Below are 20050 nucleotides of genomic sequence, written 5' to 3' on the forward strand. Positions count from 1 at the left end.
CTAGGGTAAAGGCTATCGATTAAGGAATCTGAGTGTTAATTCGAACTAAACTTATCATTTTTTCAATGGCTTGCTGCGCCTTTGGCGTCTTGCTGAGTTTTGCTTTGGTGAAGTATATCTCACCCGATGCTTCGTCTGTTGCCACGTCTAACACGATTGAAATCCCTGATGTGAATGTGCAACTGGATTTTGCAGAGCTTGAGAAAACGGTCGCCTCCATCGAACTCGCCCTTAACAATAGTGAGCAATTGCAGGAGGCTGCGGCGATGCAAGCGCACCAGAGGGCCGAGCAGATTAAAGCCGAGCTGCAAAAGCTTGAACAACTTAAACAAGAGCAGTTACAAATAAAACTCTTCAAGTTAGAACAACTTAAAGAAGGGCTGTTTAATTCTATTCCTCATGTGGTTGAGCCTTTACGTGTAGAACCGCTATCCATTTTACCGCCCAAAGCACCTGTATCTCCTGCGATATCCGCTGAGATAGCTAAGGGAGAGCGTGTCTCGAGTTTGACCTTAGGTGAAGGTTTGATCGTGTTGCTTCTCGCTTGTGCTGTCTGTGGTTTAGGTATTGCTTGGTTGACTCGACATCTCGGCCGCAGTTTAGATTCCCTTGAAGTCGGCTTGCTAAATTTTAGTGATAATGACTTTAGTGTGAGTATTCCTGAACATGGCGAAGGTCAGCTCAAAACCTTAGCGCAGTTATTTAACCATTCGGCGGCAAAATTGCGCCAAGAAAGGCAGTACATTTATCAGCGGGAGTTATTACTGGATAAGGTGATTCAAAGTTCTCCCAATGTGATGTTGTTACTGGACGATCATCAGCGGCTCATTTACGCCAACGATGCGGCGCGTCACCTATTTCATAAAAAGGGCAGAATGGAAGGCTTGAGCTTAGATGAATTGCTGGTGGATTTGCCCGAAGTATTGGCCTTAGCGCTTAAACATGAAAAGAACGGACTCTTCGCCATGGGTGAAGATGATGTGGAAACTTGGTATTTAAGTCGCGGCCAATTTTTATTGAATAACCAACAGCATAACTTGATTTTGCTCAAGCAGATGACCCGCGAGCTCAATCGTCAAGAGGTGGCAGTATGGAAAAAAGTCATCCGCATTATTAGCCATGAGCTCAATAACTCAGTCGCGCCCATCGCCTCTATGGTGAACTCCGGCCGACTGCTCACCAAAGATATCGATAATCCCAAGCTAACCTTAATTTTCGATACCATCGAGAATCGCACCAGCCATCTAAGCCAGTTTATCTTCAACTATGCTCGTTTTGCTAAGTTGCCGCTCCCGCAACGGCGTCAGGTGAATTGGACGCAATTTACTGCCCAGTTAACTCAGCATTATCCCTTTAAACTCATTCATGAGTTACCTGAGGTTGATGGTTTTTTCGATCAAGGACAGATGGAGCAAGTGCTCCTCAATTTACTTAAAAACGCCCATGAATCTGGCTCAAACCCCGAGGATGTCACCCTGTCGATTCGGTATCAAACCTTAGTGGATGGTGCAGGTTTTAGTATTGTGATTGAGGATCGCGGCGCAGGTATGTCTGGTGAAGTATTAGAGCAGGCGCTACTGCCGTTTTACTCAACAAAACAATCGGGTACAGGCTTAGGTTTACCTTTGTGCCGTGAAATTATCGAAGCCCACGATGGCAGTATTAGCATGCATAATCGCAGTGACGGTGGCCTGTTGGTTCGACTATGGTTACCACAATAATGCTCGCGTTTTGAATAAACACCGTAATGCGACTCTTAAGTCGCATTTTTATTGCTTATCTTATCCGCTTGTTTAATGCATAACTCCTATCCTCAACAGCCTCTTGGCGTATTAGCCAAATGGGCTATTTTTGCCTTTTTACCTTAGCTCTTCGGGCTAATTTGCCCCCTAGCGTAATGACGGGAGATCTTTAACCCTGTTAACCTGTTTTATCGAAAATTTGCGTTAAAACTCACCTTGTTCTAACAGAGGTTAGCGCGGTTTTTAAGGTTCGATTAAAAAGGTTAAGGAGGGATAAGTGAAACAGTTAAAACAGCGTCTGCTTACTTACGTTTTATGTCCATTCCTGCTGCTGGCTTCCCCTATCACTATTGCCGATAACGACATTGAAATTAGTGGCTTAGTAATAGATAGAACCTTGACTCGGTTTGGTAAGGACTTTGGCTTTTACTACTCAAGCTATTGGCGCGAATTGCCCTTTACCCAAGGCTTTAACGTCACTCTATATGAGACAGTGTTTCCACAGGCTGGAACCGTTTTAACCTTAGAGGTAAACGGGACTCGGATTTACACCACCCATTTTGGTCGTCGTGCAAATCCGATTAAAGAGAGCGCAGAGCAGGCGATTTTGCTTACGATTGATTATTTAGCGCAAGTCAGAGCCAATGCAATAACAGGTGATTTTTCAGGAACATCGGACGACTTTTAGGATAATAATAATGACATACAGGACGTTACTTGCTCTTGTCACGCTATGTGTGGCAAGCAGTGGCCAAGCCACTGAATTGATTTATACGCCAGTGAATCCCAGTTTTGGCGGCAATCCACAAAATGGGGCTTTTCTATTAAATAAAGCCCAAGCCCAGAATGACAATAAATCTACCTCGACCGAGAAGGACTTTGTCACCCGTTTTAAAGAATCCCTAGAGCGTAATATCATTAACTCAATCACCCGCGGTGTTGCTGATGGTGAAATTACCGATGGTGTTTACGATACCGGTGATTTTCGGATTGAAGTGGCTTCTACGGGAAATGGCGTGATGCTAACTATTACTAATACTGAAACCGGTGAAGTCACTGTGATTGAAATGCCGACATTCGGAGGAGTCAACTAATGGCCCGTCTAGTGTTAGTGAGTTTACTACTGTTAAGTGTGTCGGCCTGTAGCCTGATCTCCAAACCCGATTTAAATATCACGGCTGCCGAGGTTAACCCCTTGAGTGAGGTGATGCGTGGGTTGCAAACTCAACCAGGACCTAAGTTTCCTATCCCTGTGGCCGTGTATTCCTTTCGCGATCAAACTGGCCAATATAAGCCGCAGGCTAACGTGAGTTCGTTTTCGACCGCGGTGACTCAGGGTGCAACATCGATGTTGATGCAGACTTTGCTCGACTCTAAATGGTTTACACCCGTTGAGCGTGAAGGGCTACAAAATTTGCTTACCGAGCGTAAGATCAGCAATAAACAGAGCGGTACTAAGGGCGATGAAGTGCCCGTATTATCCACCGCCAGATTGTTACTCGAAGGTGGGGTGATTAGTTATGAGACCAACACTAGCACTGGTGGTAGCGGTGTCGAATACTACGGCATTGGCGCCTCTGAAATGTACCGTGAAGATCTGGTGACCATTTATCTACGCGCCGTGGATGTACACACAGGTAAAGTCATGATGTCGGTCTCAACCAGCAAACGAGTTTTGTCCCAAGAAATGCGTGCGGGTTTGTTCCGTTACACGAGTTTAAATCGATTAGCCGAGGCTGAAGTCGGTTTTACTACCAATGAGCCAGTGCAGTTTTGCGTATTACAAGCCATTGAATTGGCGGTCGCTGAGCTGATTGATAAGGGCATCAAACAAGGCTACTGGAGCCCAACTCAAGTGGCGCAGCCAGCAGAAAAAGCCCAGGAGTTGAGTCAGGGCTAGGTGCCTGAAAGTCGGTATTAGATGCTAGAGCAAAGCAGGCTTCTGCTTTAGCACTTAGTCGCGATAGCGAAAAAGAAAACCGAGCCAGTTAAGCTGACTCGGTTTTTTATTGCAGTTATTGCAGCAGTCAGTTGATATTTGGCTATTTTAGTCCGTTTGCATGGCCTTCCAAAACAGTTCAAAACTGGCATCGCGGTATGTTCTATCTGTCCCCAAGTGCGGATTATCGATAAAGAAACGCGTTGCTGCTAGATATTGGCCGTGGCAGTTTTCTAGCATCAATTCCACTGGATAATGGGCGATTAGCCCCATCATTTGTCCCTGCTTAATGAGTTCGCTAATAAAGCCTAAGATGCTATTCATCGCTTGATCGCGCACCTTAGCAGCAATCATGGGCGACATTGAATATTGCTGAAAAAACAGTTGTTTGACAGGGTTATCCAGCGACCAATCTATCGCACTTTGCCATAGTTGTAGGGCATTGTGTTTAAGATCGCTGCCCTTATGGGTGTTTAACAGTAAGGCATCGGCAAATTCTTGTTTTATTGTAAGAAACAAAGATTCCATCAAGGCTTCCTTAGAAGGGAAGTGATGGAACAAGGTGCCCGTTGCTACACCTGCTTGTTTCGCAATCGAGGCGGTGGACGTGCCATGAAATCCTTGGCTGACAAAGAGCGCTAAAGCAGTATCGAGAATAGCTTGGCGTTTATCAGTCATGGTTTTAATGGGTTGTGTTGTTGATGGTTTATTCAAGATTTATCCCCCAATGACTAGCGCAAAAATAGCTTCATTAAGATGCGCTGGATAAAAGTGCCGTAGGGCGGGTGCACAAATTTGCCTGTGTTGAATCGGCCACGGCTGAGTACCGTTTTAGCATGGCTGAAGGTCAAAAAGCCTTCCTTGCCATGGTAATGCCCCATGCCCGACGGGCCTATTCCGCCAAAGGGCGCATCGTCGGCGGCGACATGAAACACGGTTTCATTGATACAAACACCGCCAGAATGGGTCTGCTGGAGGATCTTTTGCTGAGTTGGCTCATCGAAACTCATCACATAAAGCGCTAAGGGTCTGGCTCTGTGGTTGATGTACTGAATCGCTTCATCTAAGGTGTCGTAGCTAATAATCGGTAACAATGGGCCAAAAATTTCCTCTTGCATCAATAGCATGTCTTCACTGGTGTGAGTTATCAACTGAGTTGCGAGTTTACGATGTTGGCTATCTATGGCTTCGTCAGTTGCTGAAATAACACGGGCACCTTTTGCTTTGGCGTCTTCGAGCACTGTCATCAAGCGGTCAAACTGACGTGTATTAATGATGCTGCCATAGTCCTTATTGTGGTTAATGGTGCCGTACATGGCCTTAAACTTAGCTTGGTAGGCGGCGATAAAGTCATCCACCTTGGTTTTAGGGCAAAGCACATAATCAGGGGCTACGCAGATTTGTCCGGCATTCAAACACTTACCGTAAATCATTCGTTCTACTGCTATCTCAAGCGGCATATCGGGGGCGATAATCACAGGCGATTTACCACCCAATTCGAGTGTTACTGGGGTGAGATTATTCGCTGCGGCGCGCATCACATGGCGGCCGACTGTGGTCGAGCCTGTAAAGAGTAAATGATCGAAGGGCAGGGCAGAAAATTGGGCGGCAATGTCCGCCTCACCTTCAACAACCGCCACGTGGGATTCATCGAAGACTTGTGCCAATAACCGTTTGATCACTTGGTTGGTCGCTGGGGTAAATTCTGACATTTTGAGCATGGCATGATTACCCGCGGCAATAGCAGTCACTAGCGGGCCAATTGACAGCATGACGGGGAAATTCCAAGGCACGATAATACCGATCACCCCCAAAGGTTGATAATGCACTGTGACTTTGGCGGGTGCGAGTAAGATGCCCGCATGGCGAGCGCTGGGCTTGAGCCATTTTTTGAGGTTTTTCAAGCTGTAATTGATGTTGTTGATGACAGGCATAATGTCTGAGATCAGGCTGTCATCAATCGATCTATGGCCGTAGTCTTGGCTTAAGGCTTCGACTAAGGGTGTTTGAAATTGCAGTATGGCCGCCTTAAGTCGAGTTAATTGCTCCACTCGCGTAGCGTAATTAGGATTCGGCGCCGCTAAATAACTGCTGCGTTGGCGTTGGAGCAACTGAGTCAGTGGCGAAGTATTAAGGTGTTCGGTGGCCATATTCATAGTGGTTGCTCCAAGGGAAATGGTAGGCTGAGTCTTATTCGGTACTTTATTTAAGTAATCGTCTAGATTGAGTCTTTTATTAAATCAGTACCGACTGATTAGTCGGTTTATCCTAGCTTGCTTAGTGAGATGGTGCAAGGTATCTGGTGTATTTTTGAGCAAGATCACGGCTTGTTGTGGCGTTAGCTTTTACACTAAATCAAGGGTTGTTACATAAGGAGTATGTATGGCATTGTTAAAGCACGGAATTTCGATTGGTATTGAGCGTTACGGTGATGATGATTTTTTCGTTACCTTTAAAGCTATCGGTACCTTAACTCATCAAGACTACGAAATGATGGTGCCTGTGTTGGAGTCTGCATTAGCTGGGGTGAAAGATCCTGATATCTTCGCCTTGGTAGATGTCACCGAGTTGGAAGGCTTGGAACTACAGGCCGCTTGGGACGATCTCAAACTTGGGGTGAAGCATATTCGTCATTTCGAGAAAATAGCCATCGTCGGTAAGACGACTTTGCAGGAAGTGTTGGCTAAATTGGCAAACTGGTTTACGCCTGCTGAGGTAAGGTTTTTTGTTGATAATGGCGATGCTGTTGCTTGGCTAAGAGACTAAGGTTGTGAGATGAAGTTTGTGGTCTGCCAATGTGCTAAATCGGGCGTTATAGCAGCGCCGTAAAGATTCACCCAGCAATCCATTCGCGCCATAGAAGGAGTACAAATTATGCGTACAGGTCAAATACTCTGGCCCACAGATTTTTCGGAAACTGCGGCCCATGCACTGAGCTATGCCATTGAAATGGCTAATCTATACCATGTAGGGCTAAAAATTTTACATGTGGTTGAACAGCCGATCGGTGATGAAAACTTTATGATTCTATCTATTACCCCTGAAGAACTTGCTAAAAGCATGGAGGAAGCGGCGGCAACTAAAATGCGAGCACTATTGGATGGATTGAATACTGAGCTTCCCATCACTACCTTGATCCGCCGTGGCGATCCTGTCTATCAAATTTTAGAAGAGGCCAACAGTAAAGACATTGGCATGGTAGTAATTGCTAGCCATGGCCGAACTGGGATTTCGCATTTTTTACACACCAATGTCTCAGAAGCGGTGGCGAATGGTGCAGCTTGTCCTGTGCTTGTGGTTAAGTAACTGGCTTTGACTCTATAAATCCAAAGGGCGCTTATAGCGTCCTTTCTTTTTGATTGATAAAGAATAATTAATTGAAATGGGTACGCAAGAAGCATAGCAAACTGCTATAAAATAGTGGTATTTTGGCCTTAATAATTAGCTTAATTAAAAACTCAAATGATGGATAAGCTTATGCGTACTCAAGAAGTGTTATGCCCTACGGATTTTTCATCCACTGCGGCCCATGCGTTAAAATATGCGGTTGAAATGGCAAATGTTTATCAAGTCGATATTCGGTTGTTGCATGTGACTAGCCCTGCCCGTGGCGCCCATTGTTATGGTATTGCGGTCGATATTCCCGCTACATTGGAAAATGAACTCAAAGCTTTCGTTGATGCAAAAATGCAAAGTTTGCAGCAGGAAATGCAGCAGAACCTTACCGAAGGGCTCAATATTAAGTTAGTCGTGCGCCATGGTGATGCTATTGATGAGATTTTAGCGGAAGCCGTTGATGTGGGCATGGTGGTTATCGCTAGTCATGGTAGCAGCGGTTTAGCTGACTTTTTAAAACCCCACGTTACACAGGATATTGTTAAGTATGCTAAGTGCCCGGTGTTGGTGGTGAAATAACACTATGGGATAAGTTTAGTAGGAATCATTTTTGATCATTTTAGGTTCTGTTAACTTAGTCGACGCCTCTGCTTCATTGTCAAATGACATCAGGCGTCGATACTTTTCCTGCAGAGCCACTAAGCTGCCATCTTGGGTAATTTGTTTGAGTCCCGCATTAAAATCATCCCGAATTTGTTCACTGAGAAACGCGAACTTGTATTCTGTAGGTGGGAATATTTGGTGGCAAATCGCCTGTTGTTTTAAGTCTTTCTCAGTCAGTTTGCCCTCAAGATAGGCCTGCTTTAAGTAGTATTTGAAAATATTTTTATCCATCACAACGACATCGGCCCTGCGCTTCATCAGCATATAAACCTGCTGCACTTGCCTCGCTTGTTCTTGGTAGCCGCTATTGGTCTTAACCATGTTGGCAAACTCTTCCCCCAGTAACGATGATGCACGTTGAAAGGCGACGACTTGTTTGTTGTTTAAATCGTTTATGCTATTGATGTTAAATTGATTGCTTTCTAGGCTAATGGCGCAGTTTTGGTAGGTTATCGCAACGTTTGAATAAAAAACGTTGTTAATCATTCCTTCTTTGATGTTGATGATGCCATCGAGTTTACCCTCCCTGAGTTCATGGAAAGTGCGCGCCAGTGGTAAGTAGTGGATAGAAGCTGTATGGCCTTTAACGGCGAGGGCTTGGTTAAGTAATTCGAGTTCGATCCCGCTATTTGTTGCTTGGATGACATAGGGCGGGATAGACAGGCTGACGCCTATCTTAATTTCAGCTGCTTGGCCGAGCTGAGCGCCGCATAGGATGAGTAACCCCATCAATTTGTAGCGGTTACGACGAGCCACTGAGCTACTTGGCTTATTTAGTTTATGCGCCATAAGTTACCAACACCTCCGCGGTATACACTTGTAACTGTGTTTGATACTCGCCAAGTCATTCCATGACTTTCTTGAGTAAGTGTAGTGTGTCTGTGAACTCAGCACGGCTTTATTTATCAAATACACATTAACGCTTTAACCTATTACAGGCTCAAAAGGATGAGCCCGGTTCAGTTAGAAAAGCAATTTCCTCCGCAGTAGACTCCCTGCCTAAGATAATATTTCTATGTGGATAGCGGCCAAACCTGTCGATAATCACTTTATGGCGCAGTTCAAACGTTAGGTTTGTTATCGCAGCTTCGCGATTAAACAGTTTTACTGCTACTTGGTGAATGGTTGCCGATTCGCTGTGCATATAGGGCATAAATAGAAAAGGGACTTGTTTGGATTTTAGTGCGGTATCGACCCGTTGGGCAACGGCTTCTTGGGCGAGCACTAAGGCGATGGTATCAGCTTCGAAAGCGGCAGGCGTATCGCGGTAAATATTACGGGAAAATTGATCGAGCACTATTATCTCAGCCAATCGACCTTGAGGCGTGATTCGCCAATGTGAAAGTTCTCCCCGTTTAGCTTGAAGTAGTACACCTTCGAAGCGCTGTTTGATCTGGGTATCAAATTCAACATCTTTAATCCACCAGAGCTTTGGGTCAATGTCTTCAAACCAAAATGTCAGTATTTGGTCTGCTGTGATTGTCTGGCTCATTTTAGCCTTTCTTCATAGGTGTTGAGTGATATTAGAAATAACAGTTGTTGGGGGAGGATGACAAGTCGTTTCGTTTGATTTAAGTGCAGATTTGTTATCTGATGATATTGTCGCGAACCGTAAGTATTTAGTATTGGCTATTGCCTTATTGACTGAATATAAAGTAGTTTTGATGATAATTACTTTTGTTTCCAGACAGGTCATCCTATGTCACTTTCAATGCCAGCATCCCAACAGGTTTCAAAGCAAAATAAAGCGTTTCTGCGTAAGTTATATTTGGCGCATTTAATGGATGATGACCGCCATAATCTTTTATCACTCAATAAGTTAACCGGAATGCCTCGCAGAACTTTACAGGATGCTATCGCAGCTTTTGAGGATATAGGTATTCGAGTCGAGTTTGTGCAGGAAGGCAGCCGTAACAATTCAGGTTATTACCGCATAGTCACCTGGGGGCCGATCAGCAGCGCTTGGGTCGATACCCATCTAAGCGAAATCGCTGAGCTGATAGGGTTTTACGAGAAGTCAATTTAAACGCTGTTTGTTACCAAGGACGAATTTGAGAACTCTTCAACTGTTAGGTTTTATTCTTGCCATCGCAGGCGTCATTTTGGGATATATAACGCTAGCATCTATTGACGGTCAAACATCTGAAGCTTCTGCTGGGGCTGCGGGTTTAGGCATGATTTTTATGGTATTACCAACCTTTGGCTGTTCTGCGTTAATGTTGGTACCTTCTTCTTTAACATTATGCAAATCAGAAGTCAGGCTACGTACATATTTTAAAGGGAGTTTTTGGTTGAGTCTGTGGAAATTGAATTTAGTTCTTTCTGCTGTATATATCCTTGTTACTCTTTATGTGGGCTGTTTATGGCTACAAATCAGCATTGGTCGCTAACGAGTGAATCATCTTGTTCATCATGTGTTCATTTTTTATGCTTAACCTTCAACGCGAGTCTCACCCGAGGATATTGCATTCGTTTGCATAGATATTTGAGCATTTTCTCTTCGTTACTCCTTTGCCAATTTTCTGGCCTGACCAGCCTAAACTCCCTATAATCGGCTGCAAATGTCATCACGTTACATAGTGTTCACATCTAAATACCCTACATACTTAAAATAAAAAGGAACCTTGTTCCATGTTAGAAAAACTGTTCAAACTGAAACAAAATCAAACGAGCCTCAAGCAGGAAGCGGTCGCAGGTTTGACAACATTTATGACGATGGCCTACATCATTTTTGTGAACCCAATGATGTTAGCCGATGCGGGCATGGACCATGGTGCTGTATTTGTGGCGACCTGTTTGGCGGCGGCTGTCGGCTGTTTGGTTATGGGGTTGATGGCGAATTATCCAATTGCGCTTGCTCCAGGTATGGGACTTAATGCCTTTTTTACCTACACAGTCGTGGGTGAAATGGGTTACAGCTGGGAGACTGCGTTAGGCGCAGTGTTCCTGTCGGGAATTTGCTTTTTAATCTTATCGTTAGTGCGTATTCGAGAATGGATTGTAAATAGTATTCCCATGTCGTTACGTATCGGTATTGCTGCAGGTATTGGTTTGTTCCTTGCACTGATTGGCCTTAAGAGCGCCGGTATTGTGGTGGCAAGTCCTGCTACGCTAGTGACGCTGGGCGATATCACGGCATTTCCGGCGGTTATGGCTGTGCTGGGCTTTTTCCTCATTATTGCTATGGTGCAGCGGGGAATGAAGTCAGCGGTGATTGCCAGCATTCTGATTATCACTGGCCTAGGATTAGTGTTTGGTGATGTGCAGTATCAGGGCATTGTATCAATGCCCCCTTCAATCGCACCTACATTTATGAAGATGGATTTATCCCAAGTATTTGAAGTAACTATGCTATCAGTCGTTTTTGCTTTCTTATTTGTGGATCTCTTCGATACCTCTGGCACCTTAGTAGCGGTTGCACAGCGCGGTGGTTTTCTCGATGATAAAGGCCGTTTACCACGTCTGAATCGTGCCTTGACCGCTGACAGTTTAGCAACGATTGCGGGGGCGGCTTTTGGCACTTCCACCACGACAAGTTATATCGAAAGCACCGCGGGTGTGAGCGCGGGTGGTCGTACTGGTTTAACGGCCGTTGTGGTGGGATTACTCTTTATTGCTGCGTTATTTTTATCGCCATTGGCGGGGATGATCCCGGCTTATGCGACTGCGGGTACACTGTTTTATGTAGCGATTTTGATGATGTCGGGACTGGTGCATGTCGAATGGGAAGATTTGACTGAAGCCGCGCCTGTGGTGGTTGTGTGTATATTAATGCCGCTAACGTTTTCTATCGCGACGGGCATTGCCTTTGGGATAATCTCATATGCAGCAATCAAATTACTCACAGGTCGCTTTAGCGATCTTAATGTGGGCATTTTAGTATTAGCCGCATTGTTTGTAGCTAAGTTTGTCTATGGTTGATGCTGTCGATTAATTCACCTGCACAGTAAAAACTCGCAGCGTAGATTGTTTACATTTTTTGAGGGCCATCTAATCGATGGCCCTTTTTAATGCGCGATTCTAAGCAAAAACGAAAATTTATCTCGAGTTAATAACTCCTTGCTACCAATTACTCAGCGGATTAGGTATAAGGATTGTTCGGTTATTTTGTTACAAATGAATAATGAACTTAAGTGAGATTGCGTATCGCCGCGTGGTAGTGAAGTTAGGGACGAGTGTGCTGACCTCTGGCAGTAAACAGCTAGATAAAGCCCACATGGTTGAGCTTGCTCGTCAAATGGCCGCACTGATGAAGTCAGGGGTCGAAGTCGTATTATGCACCTCAGGGGCAATTGCCGCTGGGCGTGAACATCTCCAATACCCGACGCTGCCCGACACTATGGCCAATAAGCAATTGTTAGCCGCTGTCGGGCAAAGTCAGTTGATCCTCGCTTGGGCACAACTCTTTAGTATTTATGGGCTGCATGTGGGCCAATTGCTGCTGACCCGTGCCGATTTGCAGGATAGGGAGCGTTACCTTAACGCCCGCGACACGCTCAATGCCTTGTTGGCGAATAATATTGTGCCGATCATCAATGAAAACGATGCCGTTGCCACCAATGAGATCAAAGTGGGCGATAACGACAATTTATCGGCGCGCGCAGCACTCTTATGCGATGCTGACTTATTGATTTTACTGACGGATCAAAAGGGCTTATTCGATGCGGATCCACGCACTAACCCGAACGCTAAGTTAATTTCACAGGTGGTGAAGATTGACGATAGTTTGCGTATGCTGGCGGGCGGTTCTGTATCGGGTTTAGGCACGGGTGGTATGTCGACTAAATTGGAAGCGGCGGATATTGCTCGCCGTGCTGGCATCGAAGTGGTTATCGCCTCTGGCCATCACCCTGATGTGATCAAAAAAGTGGTCGCCAAAGAGTCCGTCGGTACTCACTTTAGTGCCATCGAAAACCCGCTCGAAAGCCGCAAACAGTGGATTCTAGCGGGACCTGCGACTCAAGGTTCTTTAGTGCTTGATGCGGGTGCGGTCAAAGCCGTGACTGACAAAGGCCGCAGTCTATTGTCTAAAGGTATCGTAGGCGTTAAAGGTCAGTTTGAACGTGGTGCGACGCTACAATTAGTTGATCAACAAGGTAAAGTGATTGCTAAAGGGATGACACGATACTGTGGCCAAGCCCTGAGTTTGATTGCGGGTAAGCATTCCGACGAGATCGAGTCTGTACTCGGTTACGATTATGGTGACGCAATAGTGCACCGCAACGACATGGTTGTCTTATAAGCGAGGTCTGTTTTGAGTCAAATGAATCAAGATCAGTATTTACAGCAACTTGGCCAAAATGCCAAACAGGCCAGTTATGCTTTAGCCAATTTAACGGCGAGCCAAAAGGCTGACTTACTCGAAGCTATTGCCGATGCGCTGACGGCAAACTCCGCCGCCATTTTAGCGGCTAATGCTAAAGACGTTGCCGCCGCTAAGAACGATGGATTAACGGAGGCGATGATCGACAGACTGTTGCTCGATGATGCGCGTTTAGCGGGCATTATCGGTGATATCAGCGATGTGATCCGCCTTGCTGATCCCGTGGGCGAAGAGTTTGGCAGCAAGTTATTAGATAACGGTTTAAGGTTGACTCGTCGCCGCGTACCGCTGGGCGTGATTGGGGTTATCTACGAGGCGCGCCCGAATGTGACTGTCGATATCGCGGTACTTGCCCTTAAAACGGGTAATGCGGTGATCCTCCGTGGCGGTAAAGAAACCCTTGAATCGAATAAGCTTATCAGCGAAGTGATCCGCGGCGCGATTGTCGCCCAAGGTTTACCCATAGATGCGGTGCAATTTATTGATTCTTCAGACAGAGCCCTAGTGACAGGTTTACTTAAGCTCGATCAATATGTCGACATGATAGTGCCGCGCGGCGGTCAAGCATTGCAGCGCTTATGTGCCGAGCAAGCGACGATTCCAGTGATTTTAGGCGGCATTGGTATTTGCCACTTGTATGTCGATAAAAATGCCGACCTTAAGCGTGCCTTAGGCGTAATCGCTAATGCGAAAGTGCAGCGTCCAACGGTGTGCAATGCTCTTGATACCTTGCTGGTGGATGAGCGCGTGGCGAGTACCTTTGTACCGCAAATTGCCGAGTATCTGCATCGTCTAGGCGTGCGTTTTTCAGTTTGTGACACAAGTTTTAGTCTGCTGGATGGTTTAGGGTTCGATGTGACGCTTGCTAAGTCTGAGGATTTTGGTATTGAATGGCTGTCGTTAACCTTAGGTATCAAAGTCGTGAGCGATATCGATGCCGCCGTTAGTCATATTCGCCAGTATTCTAGCGGCCATTCGGAGGCCATTTTGACCGATGATATTCATGCAGCGGCGCACTTTATGAATGAAGTGAACTCAGCCGCCGTGTATGTCAATGCCAGTACGCGTTTTACCGATGGCGGTCAGTTTGGTCTTGGCGCTGAAGTGGCGGTGAGCACGCAAAAACTGCACGCCCGCGGTCCAATGGGGCTTGAGGCATTAACCACATATAAGTGGTTAGCTTGGGGTGATTACACCAGTCGTGTTTAGCGGTAAATACCGATAAACCCAAAGCCGTTAACTTACTGCGTTGACGGCTTTTTTGTTTACGGTATCCAACTGAATAGCGACATCAATGTGTTTGGCTAACGAGTTTAGCTGCTTATGGTGAGCGGGGTATAAGTAGCAAGTAACCAGATACAGAAAAATATCGTCGACATAACAACGGTGAATTTACGAAAGGCCTTGATGTATTCCAAGGTATAAATAAAGTACTTTTCTTGTACTCTGCGAGTGAGTAAAACCGAAGGCAGCATAAAACTGCAATAGAGCATGACTACCATAGTGGTAAAACTGTTTCCCCAGAAATGCTCATAAATAAATAAGGCGATGCAGAGTAGCATGGCGCACCAACTGATAGGGCTGATGCTATTTTCTGGATTCCATTGGGTTGATTTTTCCATCTGACTATCCTTAGTCGATTTGTACCTCAGTACAATTTATAGACGGATATCTCGGCTTTATCAAACGCTTTCCACTTTAGACTCAGTACGCTGGCAGTTTGTTGTCGTTTGAGCCTTGTTTACCATTTATCCAATATGAGCGCGTACAACTTAAAGTGAATTGCTTACTTAACGTCGAATGACTTGTGCTTAATGTGGCCTGGATAGCTTAAAGCATCTAGCTTAAAGTGTCTTGATATCGGCAAATTCGCCTTTGCAAAGCAGGGCTAAGTCTGTGGCCGCTAAGCTTATCTCTAAACCGCGTCTGCCCGCGCTGACATAGATTCTATCGAAACCTTGAGCGCTGGCATCAATCAAGGTTGGCAATTGTTTCTTTTGCGCTAAGGGACTAATACCGCCAACCAGATAGCCTGAGGATTTTTGTGCTAGGTCGGCATCGGCCATTTGTAGTTTCTTTTGTCTTAAGCATTTAGCTACGGCTTTTAGATTAAGCTGATGATCGACGGGCACGAGCGCAACGGCAATCGGCGCATGGGCTTTGTCGATGGCAACTAAAAGGGTTTTAAATACTTGCGCGGGTTCAAGCCCTAGGGTGTTAGCGGCTTCTTCGCCGTAGGCGGCGCAGTGTGGATCGTGGCTGTACTCTAAGATATCAAACGCAATCTTGGCTTTTTTCGCCAATCTGACGGCCGGGGTCATTTTATACTCCTTCACAAAATGGAGGATATTAGCGCTTAATCTTGGCTTAAAATGTTAGCCAGCTCTTTTAATTGGTTCATTGCCGTGAGCTAACATTATTTAAGGCTGTTACTCAACGATTATTCCGCTAGCTTTGTGCTTATCTTGTTTTTACGCTCTAAATAACGGGGCAGAAGTTGCTGCAACATCATCCCCGATAAAATAAAGGCTAGGCCGAGATAGGTTGCCATCGCAATCGTTTCCTGCAAAATCCACGCGATAAAACCAATCGACATCACTGGGGATAAAAACACCATAGTGCTGATGTTCGCGGTGCGAGTGGCTGTTTTCAGCGCCATTAACCAGAGCACGAAGGTAATGCCCATCTCAAATAAGCCCACATACATACCTGCAAATATCGCCTTAATACTAAAACTGGGCAGGGTATCTGTCAGCACTAAGGTGACGGCAATAAAAGGTAAGCCGATAAGAAAACTCAATAATAAACTGACCACAGGATCGCCTTGATCTTTAGTGTTGACGATCCAATATAGGCACCAGAGTAAAGTGCTGGTGAGAGCAAGACCGATACCGAGTGGGCTATCAAAACTAAAGCCGCTGATATCGCCGCCGGTAGCAATGATAAACACGCCTGTATAGGCAATCAGCGCCGCAGCTATATCGCTCTTACGCAAATGTTGCTTTAACAAAGGCGCGGCAAGTAACGGCAGTAATACCGCCCAAGTGTAATTAAGTGACAACGCTTGCTGCGCTGGCAGTAAGGAATACGCTTTAAATAGCACGACATAGTAAAGGAAGGGATTGATGAGTCCAGTCACCAGATAAAACATGGGGCGGCGTAAAAACTGTTGCTTGAGTAAGGAAAGCTTTTTTTGCCAAGCAAGGATTCCGGCAAGGGCAATAATCGAAGTGAGTACGGCAACAAACACCAGTTGCAGCGGTGTGTAGTAACTCAAGGCAATCTTAAAGGCCGTGGCCACTGTCGACCAGAGAAAGATCGCCGCCATGCCATACACGTACGCTAAATTCGAAGACTTCACTCTGCTACCTTACGAGGATAAACATCCGCCAAATGTGGGCAGATTGAATAACAGCTTTGGTTGATAAGCAAGACTATTTTATGTGATTGGATATTTTATCCCGCTGTAGATGCGAGAAAGATAAATCAGAAAATTTTTTTGTTCGCCCTTGTAATTAAATTCCCTGTCCCAATATAGGTATCAAGGCAGAGAAGGTGGCCAACGATGGACTTGATATTTAAACCGTCTAGCCCCATATCAAAACCAACTAAACAAATTTAGATTGAATGAAATTTTTCGGAGGACCTCATGGGTAAAATTATTGGTATCGACTTAGGCACAACAAACTCTTGTGTAGCTGTCCTCGATGGTGGCAAAGCACGTGTGTTAGAAAACGCTGAAGGCGATCGCACAACCCCGTCAATCATCGCTTATACAGATGATGAAACCATTGTCGGTTCGCCAGCAAAACGTCAAGCTGTGACTAACCCGACTAACACATTCTTCGCGATTAAGCGTTTGATTGGTCGTCGCTTTAAAGATGACGAAGTCCAACGTGACGTGAACATCATGCCATTCAAAATCATTGCAGCCGACAACGGTGATGCATGGGTTGAATCGCGTGGCAACAAGATGGCTCCACCACAAGTTTCTGCAGAAATCTTGAAAAAGATGAAGAAAACCGCAGAAGACTTTTTAGGTGAAGAAGTAACAGAAGCGGTTATTACTGTTCCTGCTTACTTTAACGATTCACAACGTCAAGCGACTAAAGATGCGGGTCGTATCGCAGGTCTTGATGTTAAACGTATTATCAACGAACCAACGGCTGCAGCATTAGCCTACGGTATCGATAAGAAACAAGGCGACAACATTGTTGCAGTATACGATTTAGGTGGTGGTACATTCGATATCTCTATCATCGAAATCGACAGCAACGATGGCGACCAAACATTTGAAGTGTTGGCAACCAACGGTGACACCCACTTAGGTGGTGAAGACTTTGACAACCGTTTGATCAACTACTTAGCTGACGAATTCAAGAAAGAGCAAGGCTTAGATCTGCGTAAAGATCCATTAGCAATGCAACGTCTGAAAGAAGCAGCAGAAAAAGCGAAAATTGAACTTTCAAGCACCAACCACACTGAAGTGAACCTGCCATACATCACGGCAGACGCAACAGGTCCTAAGCATTTAGTGATTAAAATCACTCGTGCTAAATTGGAATCGCTGGTTGAAGACTTGATTATCCGTACATTAGAGCCACTAAAAGTTGCCCTGGCTGATGCAGATTTATCTGTAACAGACATCAACGAAGTGATTCTAGTGGGTGGTCAAACACGTATGCCTAAGGTTCAAGAAGCAGTGACAAACTTCTTCGGCAAAGAACCTCGTAAAGACGTGAACCCAGACGAAGCGGTAGCCGTAGGTGCTGCAATTCAAGCGGGCGTACTGTCAGGCGACGTGAAAGACGTATTACTGTTAGACGTAACACCACTGTCTCTTGGTATCGAAACCATGGGCAGCGTGATGACTAAGTTGATTGAAAAGAACACCACTATTCCTACTAAGGCGCAGCAAGTGTTCTCAACAGCCGATGACAACCAAAACGCAGTGACGATTCACGTACTGCAAGGTGAGCGTAAGCAAGCGAGCGCGAACAAGTCATTAGGCCAGTTCAACTTAGACGGTATTGAGCCAGCTCCACGTGGCCAGCCACAAATTGAAGTGATGTTCGACATCGATGCCGACGGTATTCTGCATGTGTCTGCGACAGACAAGAAAACCGGCAAGAAACAAAACATCACCATCAAAGCCTCTTCTGGCTTAAGCGAAGAAGAAGTGGCACAAATGGTACGTGATGCCGAAGCTCACGCAGATGAAGACAAGAAGTTTGAAGAGTTAGTGCAAGCACGCAACCAAGCTGACGGCTTAGTCCACGCGACTAAGAAACAAGTGGAAGAAGCGGGTGATGCATTGCCAAGCGAAGATAAAGAGAAAATCCAAGCTGCTATGGCCGCTGTTGACACTGCCAGCAAAGGCAATGACAAAGAAGCCATTGAAAAGGCAACTCAAAACTTGATCGAAGCATCTGCTAAGCTGATGGAAATCGCTCAAGCTAAGTCTCAAGCTCAAGGCGGCGACAATGCCGACGCGGGCAAACAGGCTAACGCTGCTGCCGATGACGTTGTCGATGCTGAATTCGAAGAAGTGAAAGACGACAAGAAATAATGACTTGTTTTCAATCAAATAGATTGATTTCAAAGCGTTAATTTCTAGGCGGGCGTTACGGGGCAACCCTAACGCCCGTTTGTTCAACACCAGCTGAGAAGCATGAGATTATGTCAAAGCGAGATTATTACGAAGTATTAGGTGTCAGTCGTGACACCAGCGAACGTGAAATTAAAAAGGCCTACAAACGTCTGGCCATGAAATTTCACCCAGATCGCAACCCAGGCGACAAAACCGCAGAAGCTAACTTTAAAGAAATTAAAGAAGCCTACGAGATCCTAACCGACGCCGACAAAAAAGCGGCCTATGACCAATTTGGTCATGCGGGTGTGGATCCTAATCGCGGTGGCGGTGGTTACGGTGGTGGTCAAGGCGATTTCGGTGATATTTTCGGTGATGTCTTTGGCGATATTTTCGGCGGTGGACGTCGTGGTGGTGGTCAACGCCAAGCGGCCCGCGGCTCAGATTTACGTTACAACCTAGAGTTATCACTGGAAGAAGCCGTTAAAGGCTTAACCAAAGAACTGCGTATCCCAACACTGGCGACTTGCGATCTATGTGAAGGCAGCGGCGCTAAAAAAGGCACCTCTGCAACCACTTGTGGCACCTGTCATGGTCAAGGCCAAGTCCAAATGCGCCAAGGTTTCTTTGCGGTGCAACAGCCTTGTCCAACCTGTCATGGCCGCGGCAAGATCATCAAAGATCCTTGCACTAAGTGTCATGGCGATGGCCGTGTTGAAAAGAGCAAAACCTTATCGGTTAAGATCCCAGCAGGCGTTGATACGGGTGACCGTATTCGTTTAGCGGGTGAAGGCGAAGCGGGTGAGTTTGGCGCGCCTCCAGGGGATTTATACGTTCAGGTCAGCGTGCGTGAGCATGCGATTTTTGTCCGTGATGGCAACAACCTTTACTGCGAAGTGCCGATATCCTTCAGTAAAGCGGCCCTAGGCGGTGAGATTGAAGTGCCAACACTGGATGGTAAAGTCAGCCTGAAGATCCCAGCCGAAACGCAAACGGGCCGTATGTTCCGTTTACGTGGCAAAGGCGTCAAGTCGGTTCGCAGCCATGCGGTAGGCGACTTGCTCTGCAAAGTGGTTATGGAAACCCCAGTTAACTTAAACGATCGTCAAAAAGAACTGTTACGCGAATTTGAAGCCACCTTAACAGGTGAGTCGAAAAAACACAGCCCAAAGGCTGAGGGCTTTTTCGATGGCGTGAAAAAGTTCTTTCAAGATCTGAATAGCTAACTTGGTTTGATGGCGCTGCTGTTATGTTAGCGGCGCACTAGATGAATAAAGCCCTGCAATGGTTAACCTTGCAGGGCTTTTTTATGTCACGAATCTAGTTTGAGGTTTCGATTCTTTTTAAAAGAAAAGTCAAAGTCGTGGGGCTTCACCCCACACCCGACCAAGGAGGACTGCTCGTCCTATCCTCCTTGGATGCTCCATGACGCCCCTAACGGAGTTGAAAGCCCCTTG

General features: G+C 45.8%; 21 protein-coding genes. 14 read left to right on the forward strand and 7 right to left on the reverse strand.

The features are described 5' to 3' along the window. The first annotated feature begins 32 nt into the window (after nt 1-32). The 4 genes from HUB64_RS17170 to HUB64_RS17185 all read left to right on the forward strand — a co-directional run bounded on the left by HUB64_RS17170 (nt 33) and on the right by HUB64_RS17185 (nt 3642). Nucleotides 33-1721, forward strand: coding sequence for an ATP-binding protein (locus HUB64_RS17170; protein WP_173243146.1), 1689 nt, complete (start codon nt 33-35; stop codon nt 1719-1721). A gap of 298 nt (nt 1722-2019) precedes the next feature. Then, nucleotides 2020-2430 carry a curli production assembly/transport protein CsgE gene (locus HUB64_RS17175; protein WP_131523186.1) on the forward strand — a complete coding sequence of 137 codons (411 nt, stop codon included), beginning with the start codon at nt 2020-2022 and terminating at the stop codon, nt 2428-2430. A gap of 10 nt (nt 2431-2440) precedes the next feature. Next, nucleotides 2441-2836: a curli assembly protein CsgF gene (locus HUB64_RS17180; protein WP_106649655.1), complete on the forward strand. Its 396-nt coding sequence runs from the start codon at nt 2441-2443 to the stop codon at nt 2834-2836. Then, nucleotides 2836-3642: a CsgG/HfaB family protein gene (locus tag HUB64_RS17185; protein ID WP_105251644.1), complete on the forward strand. Its 807-nt coding sequence runs from the start codon at nt 2836-2838 to the stop codon at nt 3640-3642. Before HUB64_RS17180 ends, HUB64_RS17185 begins: the two co-directional genes overlap by 1 nt. Before the next feature lie 147 nt (nt 3643-3789). On the opposite strand, the gene HUB64_RS17190 is transcribed toward HUB64_RS17185, so the two are convergent. Together HUB64_RS17190 and HUB64_RS17195 are read right to left on the reverse strand one after the other, a co-directional pair. Beyond that, nucleotides 3790-4395 carry a TetR/AcrR family transcriptional regulator gene (locus HUB64_RS17190; protein ID WP_173243149.1) on the reverse strand — a complete coding sequence of 202 codons (606 nt, stop codon included), beginning with the start codon at nt 4393-4395 and terminating at the stop codon, nt 3790-3792. Between the two features lie 17 nt (nt 4396-4412). Continuing rightward, nucleotides 4413-5837: a coniferyl aldehyde dehydrogenase gene (locus HUB64_RS17195; protein ID WP_173243152.1), complete on the reverse strand. Its 1425-nt coding sequence runs from the start codon at nt 5835-5837 to the stop codon at nt 4413-4415. A gap of 226 nt (nt 5838-6063) precedes the next feature. On the opposite strand from HUB64_RS17195, the gene HUB64_RS17200 reads away from it, so the two are divergent. The 3 genes from HUB64_RS17200 to HUB64_RS17210 all read left to right on the forward strand — a co-directional run bounded on the left by HUB64_RS17200 (nt 6064) and on the right by HUB64_RS17210 (nt 7596). Next, complete coding sequence (locus tag HUB64_RS17200; RefSeq protein ID WP_028761699.1) at nt 6064-6447, forward strand: STAS/SEC14 domain-containing protein; 384 nt, start codon at nt 6064-6066, stop codon at nt 6445-6447. A gap of 108 nt (nt 6448-6555) precedes the next feature. Beyond that, complete coding sequence (locus tag HUB64_RS17205; protein ID WP_028761700.1) at nt 6556-6987, forward strand: universal stress protein; 432 nt, start codon at nt 6556-6558, stop codon at nt 6985-6987. Nucleotides 6988-7158: 171 nt separating this feature from the next. Then, entirely contained in the window at nt 7159-7596 is a 438-nt protein-coding gene (locus tag HUB64_RS17210) for a universal stress protein (protein ID WP_028761701.1), read from the forward strand. Nucleotides 7597-7611: 15 nt separating this feature from the next. Here HUB64_RS17210 and HUB64_RS17215 read toward each other — a convergent pair whose 3' ends face one another. Together HUB64_RS17215 and HUB64_RS17220 are read right to left on the reverse strand one after the other, a co-directional pair. After that, the gene (locus HUB64_RS17215) at nt 7612-8469 is read right to left on the reverse strand and encodes an ABC transporter substrate-binding protein (RefSeq protein ID WP_173497470.1); all 858 of its coding nucleotides are present in this window, start codon (nt 8467-8469) and stop codon (nt 7612-7614) included. 151 nt (nt 8470-8620) lie between these two features. After that, the gene (locus tag HUB64_RS17220; RefSeq protein WP_173243159.1) at nt 8621-9172 is read right to left on the reverse strand and encodes a DUF924 family protein; all 552 of its coding nucleotides are present in this window, start codon (nt 9170-9172) and stop codon (nt 8621-8623) included. 207 nt (nt 9173-9379) lie between these two features. Between HUB64_RS17220 and HUB64_RS17225 the strand changes: the two genes are divergently transcribed. The 5 genes from HUB64_RS17225 to HUB64_RS17245 all read left to right on the forward strand — a co-directional run bounded on the left by HUB64_RS17225 (nt 9380) and on the right by HUB64_RS17245 (nt 14212). Next, on the forward strand, nt 9380-9706 hold the full coding sequence (locus HUB64_RS17225) for a winged helix-turn-helix domain-containing protein (protein WP_028761704.1): 327 nt from the start codon (nt 9380-9382) through the stop codon (nt 9704-9706). 25 nt (nt 9707-9731) lie between these two features. Next, the gene (locus HUB64_RS17230) at nt 9732-10070 is read left to right on the forward strand and encodes a carbon starvation protein CstA (RefSeq protein ID WP_173497471.1); all 339 of its coding nucleotides are present in this window, start codon (nt 9732-9734) and stop codon (nt 10068-10070) included. A gap of 241 nt (nt 10071-10311) precedes the next feature. Then, on the forward strand, nt 10312-11601 hold the full coding sequence (locus HUB64_RS17235; protein ID WP_131523194.1) for an NCS2 family permease: 1290 nt from the start codon (nt 10312-10314) through the stop codon (nt 11599-11601). A gap of 202 nt (nt 11602-11803) precedes the next feature. Beyond that, the gene (proB, locus tag HUB64_RS17240; protein ID WP_105251651.1) at nt 11804-12922 is read left to right on the forward strand and encodes a glutamate 5-kinase; all 1119 of its coding nucleotides are present in this window, start codon (nt 11804-11806) and stop codon (nt 12920-12922) included. Nucleotides 12923-12934: 12 nt separating this feature from the next. Then, nucleotides 12935-14212: a glutamate-5-semialdehyde dehydrogenase gene (locus HUB64_RS17245; RefSeq protein WP_173497472.1), complete on the forward strand. Its 1278-nt coding sequence runs from the start codon at nt 12935-12937 to the stop codon at nt 14210-14212. Between the two features lie 104 nt (nt 14213-14316). On the opposite strand, the gene HUB64_RS17250 is transcribed toward HUB64_RS17245, so the two are convergent. The 3 genes from HUB64_RS17250 to HUB64_RS17260 form a co-directional block, all read right to left on the reverse strand. Then, nucleotides 14317-14625, reverse strand: a complete 309-nt coding sequence (locus HUB64_RS17250) for a hypothetical protein (RefSeq protein WP_105251653.1) — start codon at nt 14623-14625, stop codon at nt 14317-14319. A gap of 222 nt (nt 14626-14847) precedes the next feature. Then, nucleotides 14848-15324, reverse strand: a complete 477-nt coding sequence (ybaK, locus tag HUB64_RS17255; RefSeq protein ID WP_028759489.1) for a Cys-tRNA(Pro) deacylase — start codon at nt 15322-15324, stop codon at nt 14848-14850. 119 nt (nt 15325-15443) lie between these two features. Beyond that, nucleotides 15444-16364, reverse strand: coding sequence for a DMT family transporter (locus tag HUB64_RS17260; RefSeq protein WP_173243168.1), 921 nt, complete (start codon nt 16362-16364; stop codon nt 15444-15446). 288 nt (nt 16365-16652) lie between these two features. Here HUB64_RS17260 and dnaK point away from each other — a divergent pair, with 288 nt between their 5' ends. Both dnaK and dnaJ read left to right on the forward strand, forming a co-directional pair. Continuing rightward, on the forward strand, nt 16653-18572 hold the full coding sequence (gene dnaK / locus HUB64_RS17265) for a molecular chaperone DnaK (protein WP_105251655.1): 1920 nt from the start codon (nt 16653-16655) through the stop codon (nt 18570-18572). Between the two features lie 110 nt (nt 18573-18682). Continuing rightward, nucleotides 18683-19819 carry a molecular chaperone DnaJ gene (gene dnaJ / locus HUB64_RS17270; protein ID WP_113941183.1) on the forward strand — a complete coding sequence of 379 codons (1137 nt, stop codon included), beginning with the start codon at nt 18683-18685 and terminating at the stop codon, nt 19817-19819. Nucleotides 19820-20050: the final 231 nt, after the last annotated feature.

Origin of the sequence: Shewanella sp. ISTPL2, assembly GCF_013283205.1 — a bacterium.
GTDB classification, from domain to species: domain Bacteria; phylum Pseudomonadota; class Gammaproteobacteria; order Enterobacterales; family Shewanellaceae; genus Shewanella; species Shewanella oncorhynchi.

Excerpts from the sequence above, each read along its gene's own strand:
- HUB64_RS17180 (WP_106649655.1), top strand. The coding sequence starts at position 2,441 with ATGACATACAGGACGTTACTTGCTCTTGTCACGCTATGTGTGGCAAGC.
- HUB64_RS17185 (WP_105251644.1), top strand. The coding sequence starts at position 2,836 with ATGGCCCGTCTAGTGTTAGTGAGTTTACTACTGTTAAGTGTGTCGGCC.
- HUB64_RS17195 (WP_173243152.1), bottom strand. The coding sequence starts at position 5,837 with ATGAATATGGCCACCGAACACCTTAATACTTCGCCACTGACTCAGTTG.
- HUB64_RS17200 (WP_028761699.1), top strand. The coding sequence starts at position 6,064 with ATGGCATTGTTAAAGCACGGAATTTCGATTGGTATTGAGCGTTACGGT.
- HUB64_RS17205 (WP_028761700.1), top strand. The coding sequence starts at position 6,556 with ATGCGTACAGGTCAAATACTCTGGCCCACAGATTTTTCGGAAACTGCG.
- HUB64_RS17210 (WP_028761701.1), top strand. The coding sequence starts at position 7,159 with ATGCGTACTCAAGAAGTGTTATGCCCTACGGATTTTTCATCCACTGCG.
- HUB64_RS17215 (WP_173497470.1), bottom strand. The coding sequence starts at position 8,469 with ATGGCGCATAAACTAAATAAGCCAAGTAGCTCAGTGGCTCGTCGTAAC.
- HUB64_RS17220 (WP_173243159.1), bottom strand. The coding sequence starts at position 9,172 with ATGAGCCAGACAATCACAGCAGACCAAATACTGACATTTTGGTTTGAA.
- HUB64_RS17225 (WP_028761704.1), top strand. The coding sequence starts at position 9,380 with ATGTCACTTTCAATGCCAGCATCCCAACAGGTTTCAAAGCAAAATAAA.
- HUB64_RS17235 (WP_131523194.1), top strand. The coding sequence starts at position 10,312 with ATGTTAGAAAAACTGTTCAAACTGAAACAAAATCAAACGAGCCTCAAG.
- proB (WP_105251651.1), top strand. The coding sequence starts at position 11,804 with ATGAACTTAAGTGAGATTGCGTATCGCCGCGTGGTAGTGAAGTTAGGG.
- HUB64_RS17250 (WP_105251653.1), bottom strand. The coding sequence starts at position 14,625 with ATGGAAAAATCAACCCAATGGAATCCAGAAAATAGCATCAGCCCTATC.
- ybaK (WP_028759489.1), bottom strand. The coding sequence starts at position 15,324 with ATGACCCCGGCCGTCAGATTGGCGAAAAAAGCCAAGATTGCGTTTGAT.
- dnaK (WP_105251655.1), top strand. The coding sequence starts at position 16,653 with ATGGGTAAAATTATTGGTATCGACTTAGGCACAACAAACTCTTGTGTA.
- dnaJ (WP_113941183.1), top strand. The coding sequence starts at position 18,683 with ATGTCAAAGCGAGATTATTACGAAGTATTAGGTGTCAGTCGTGACACC.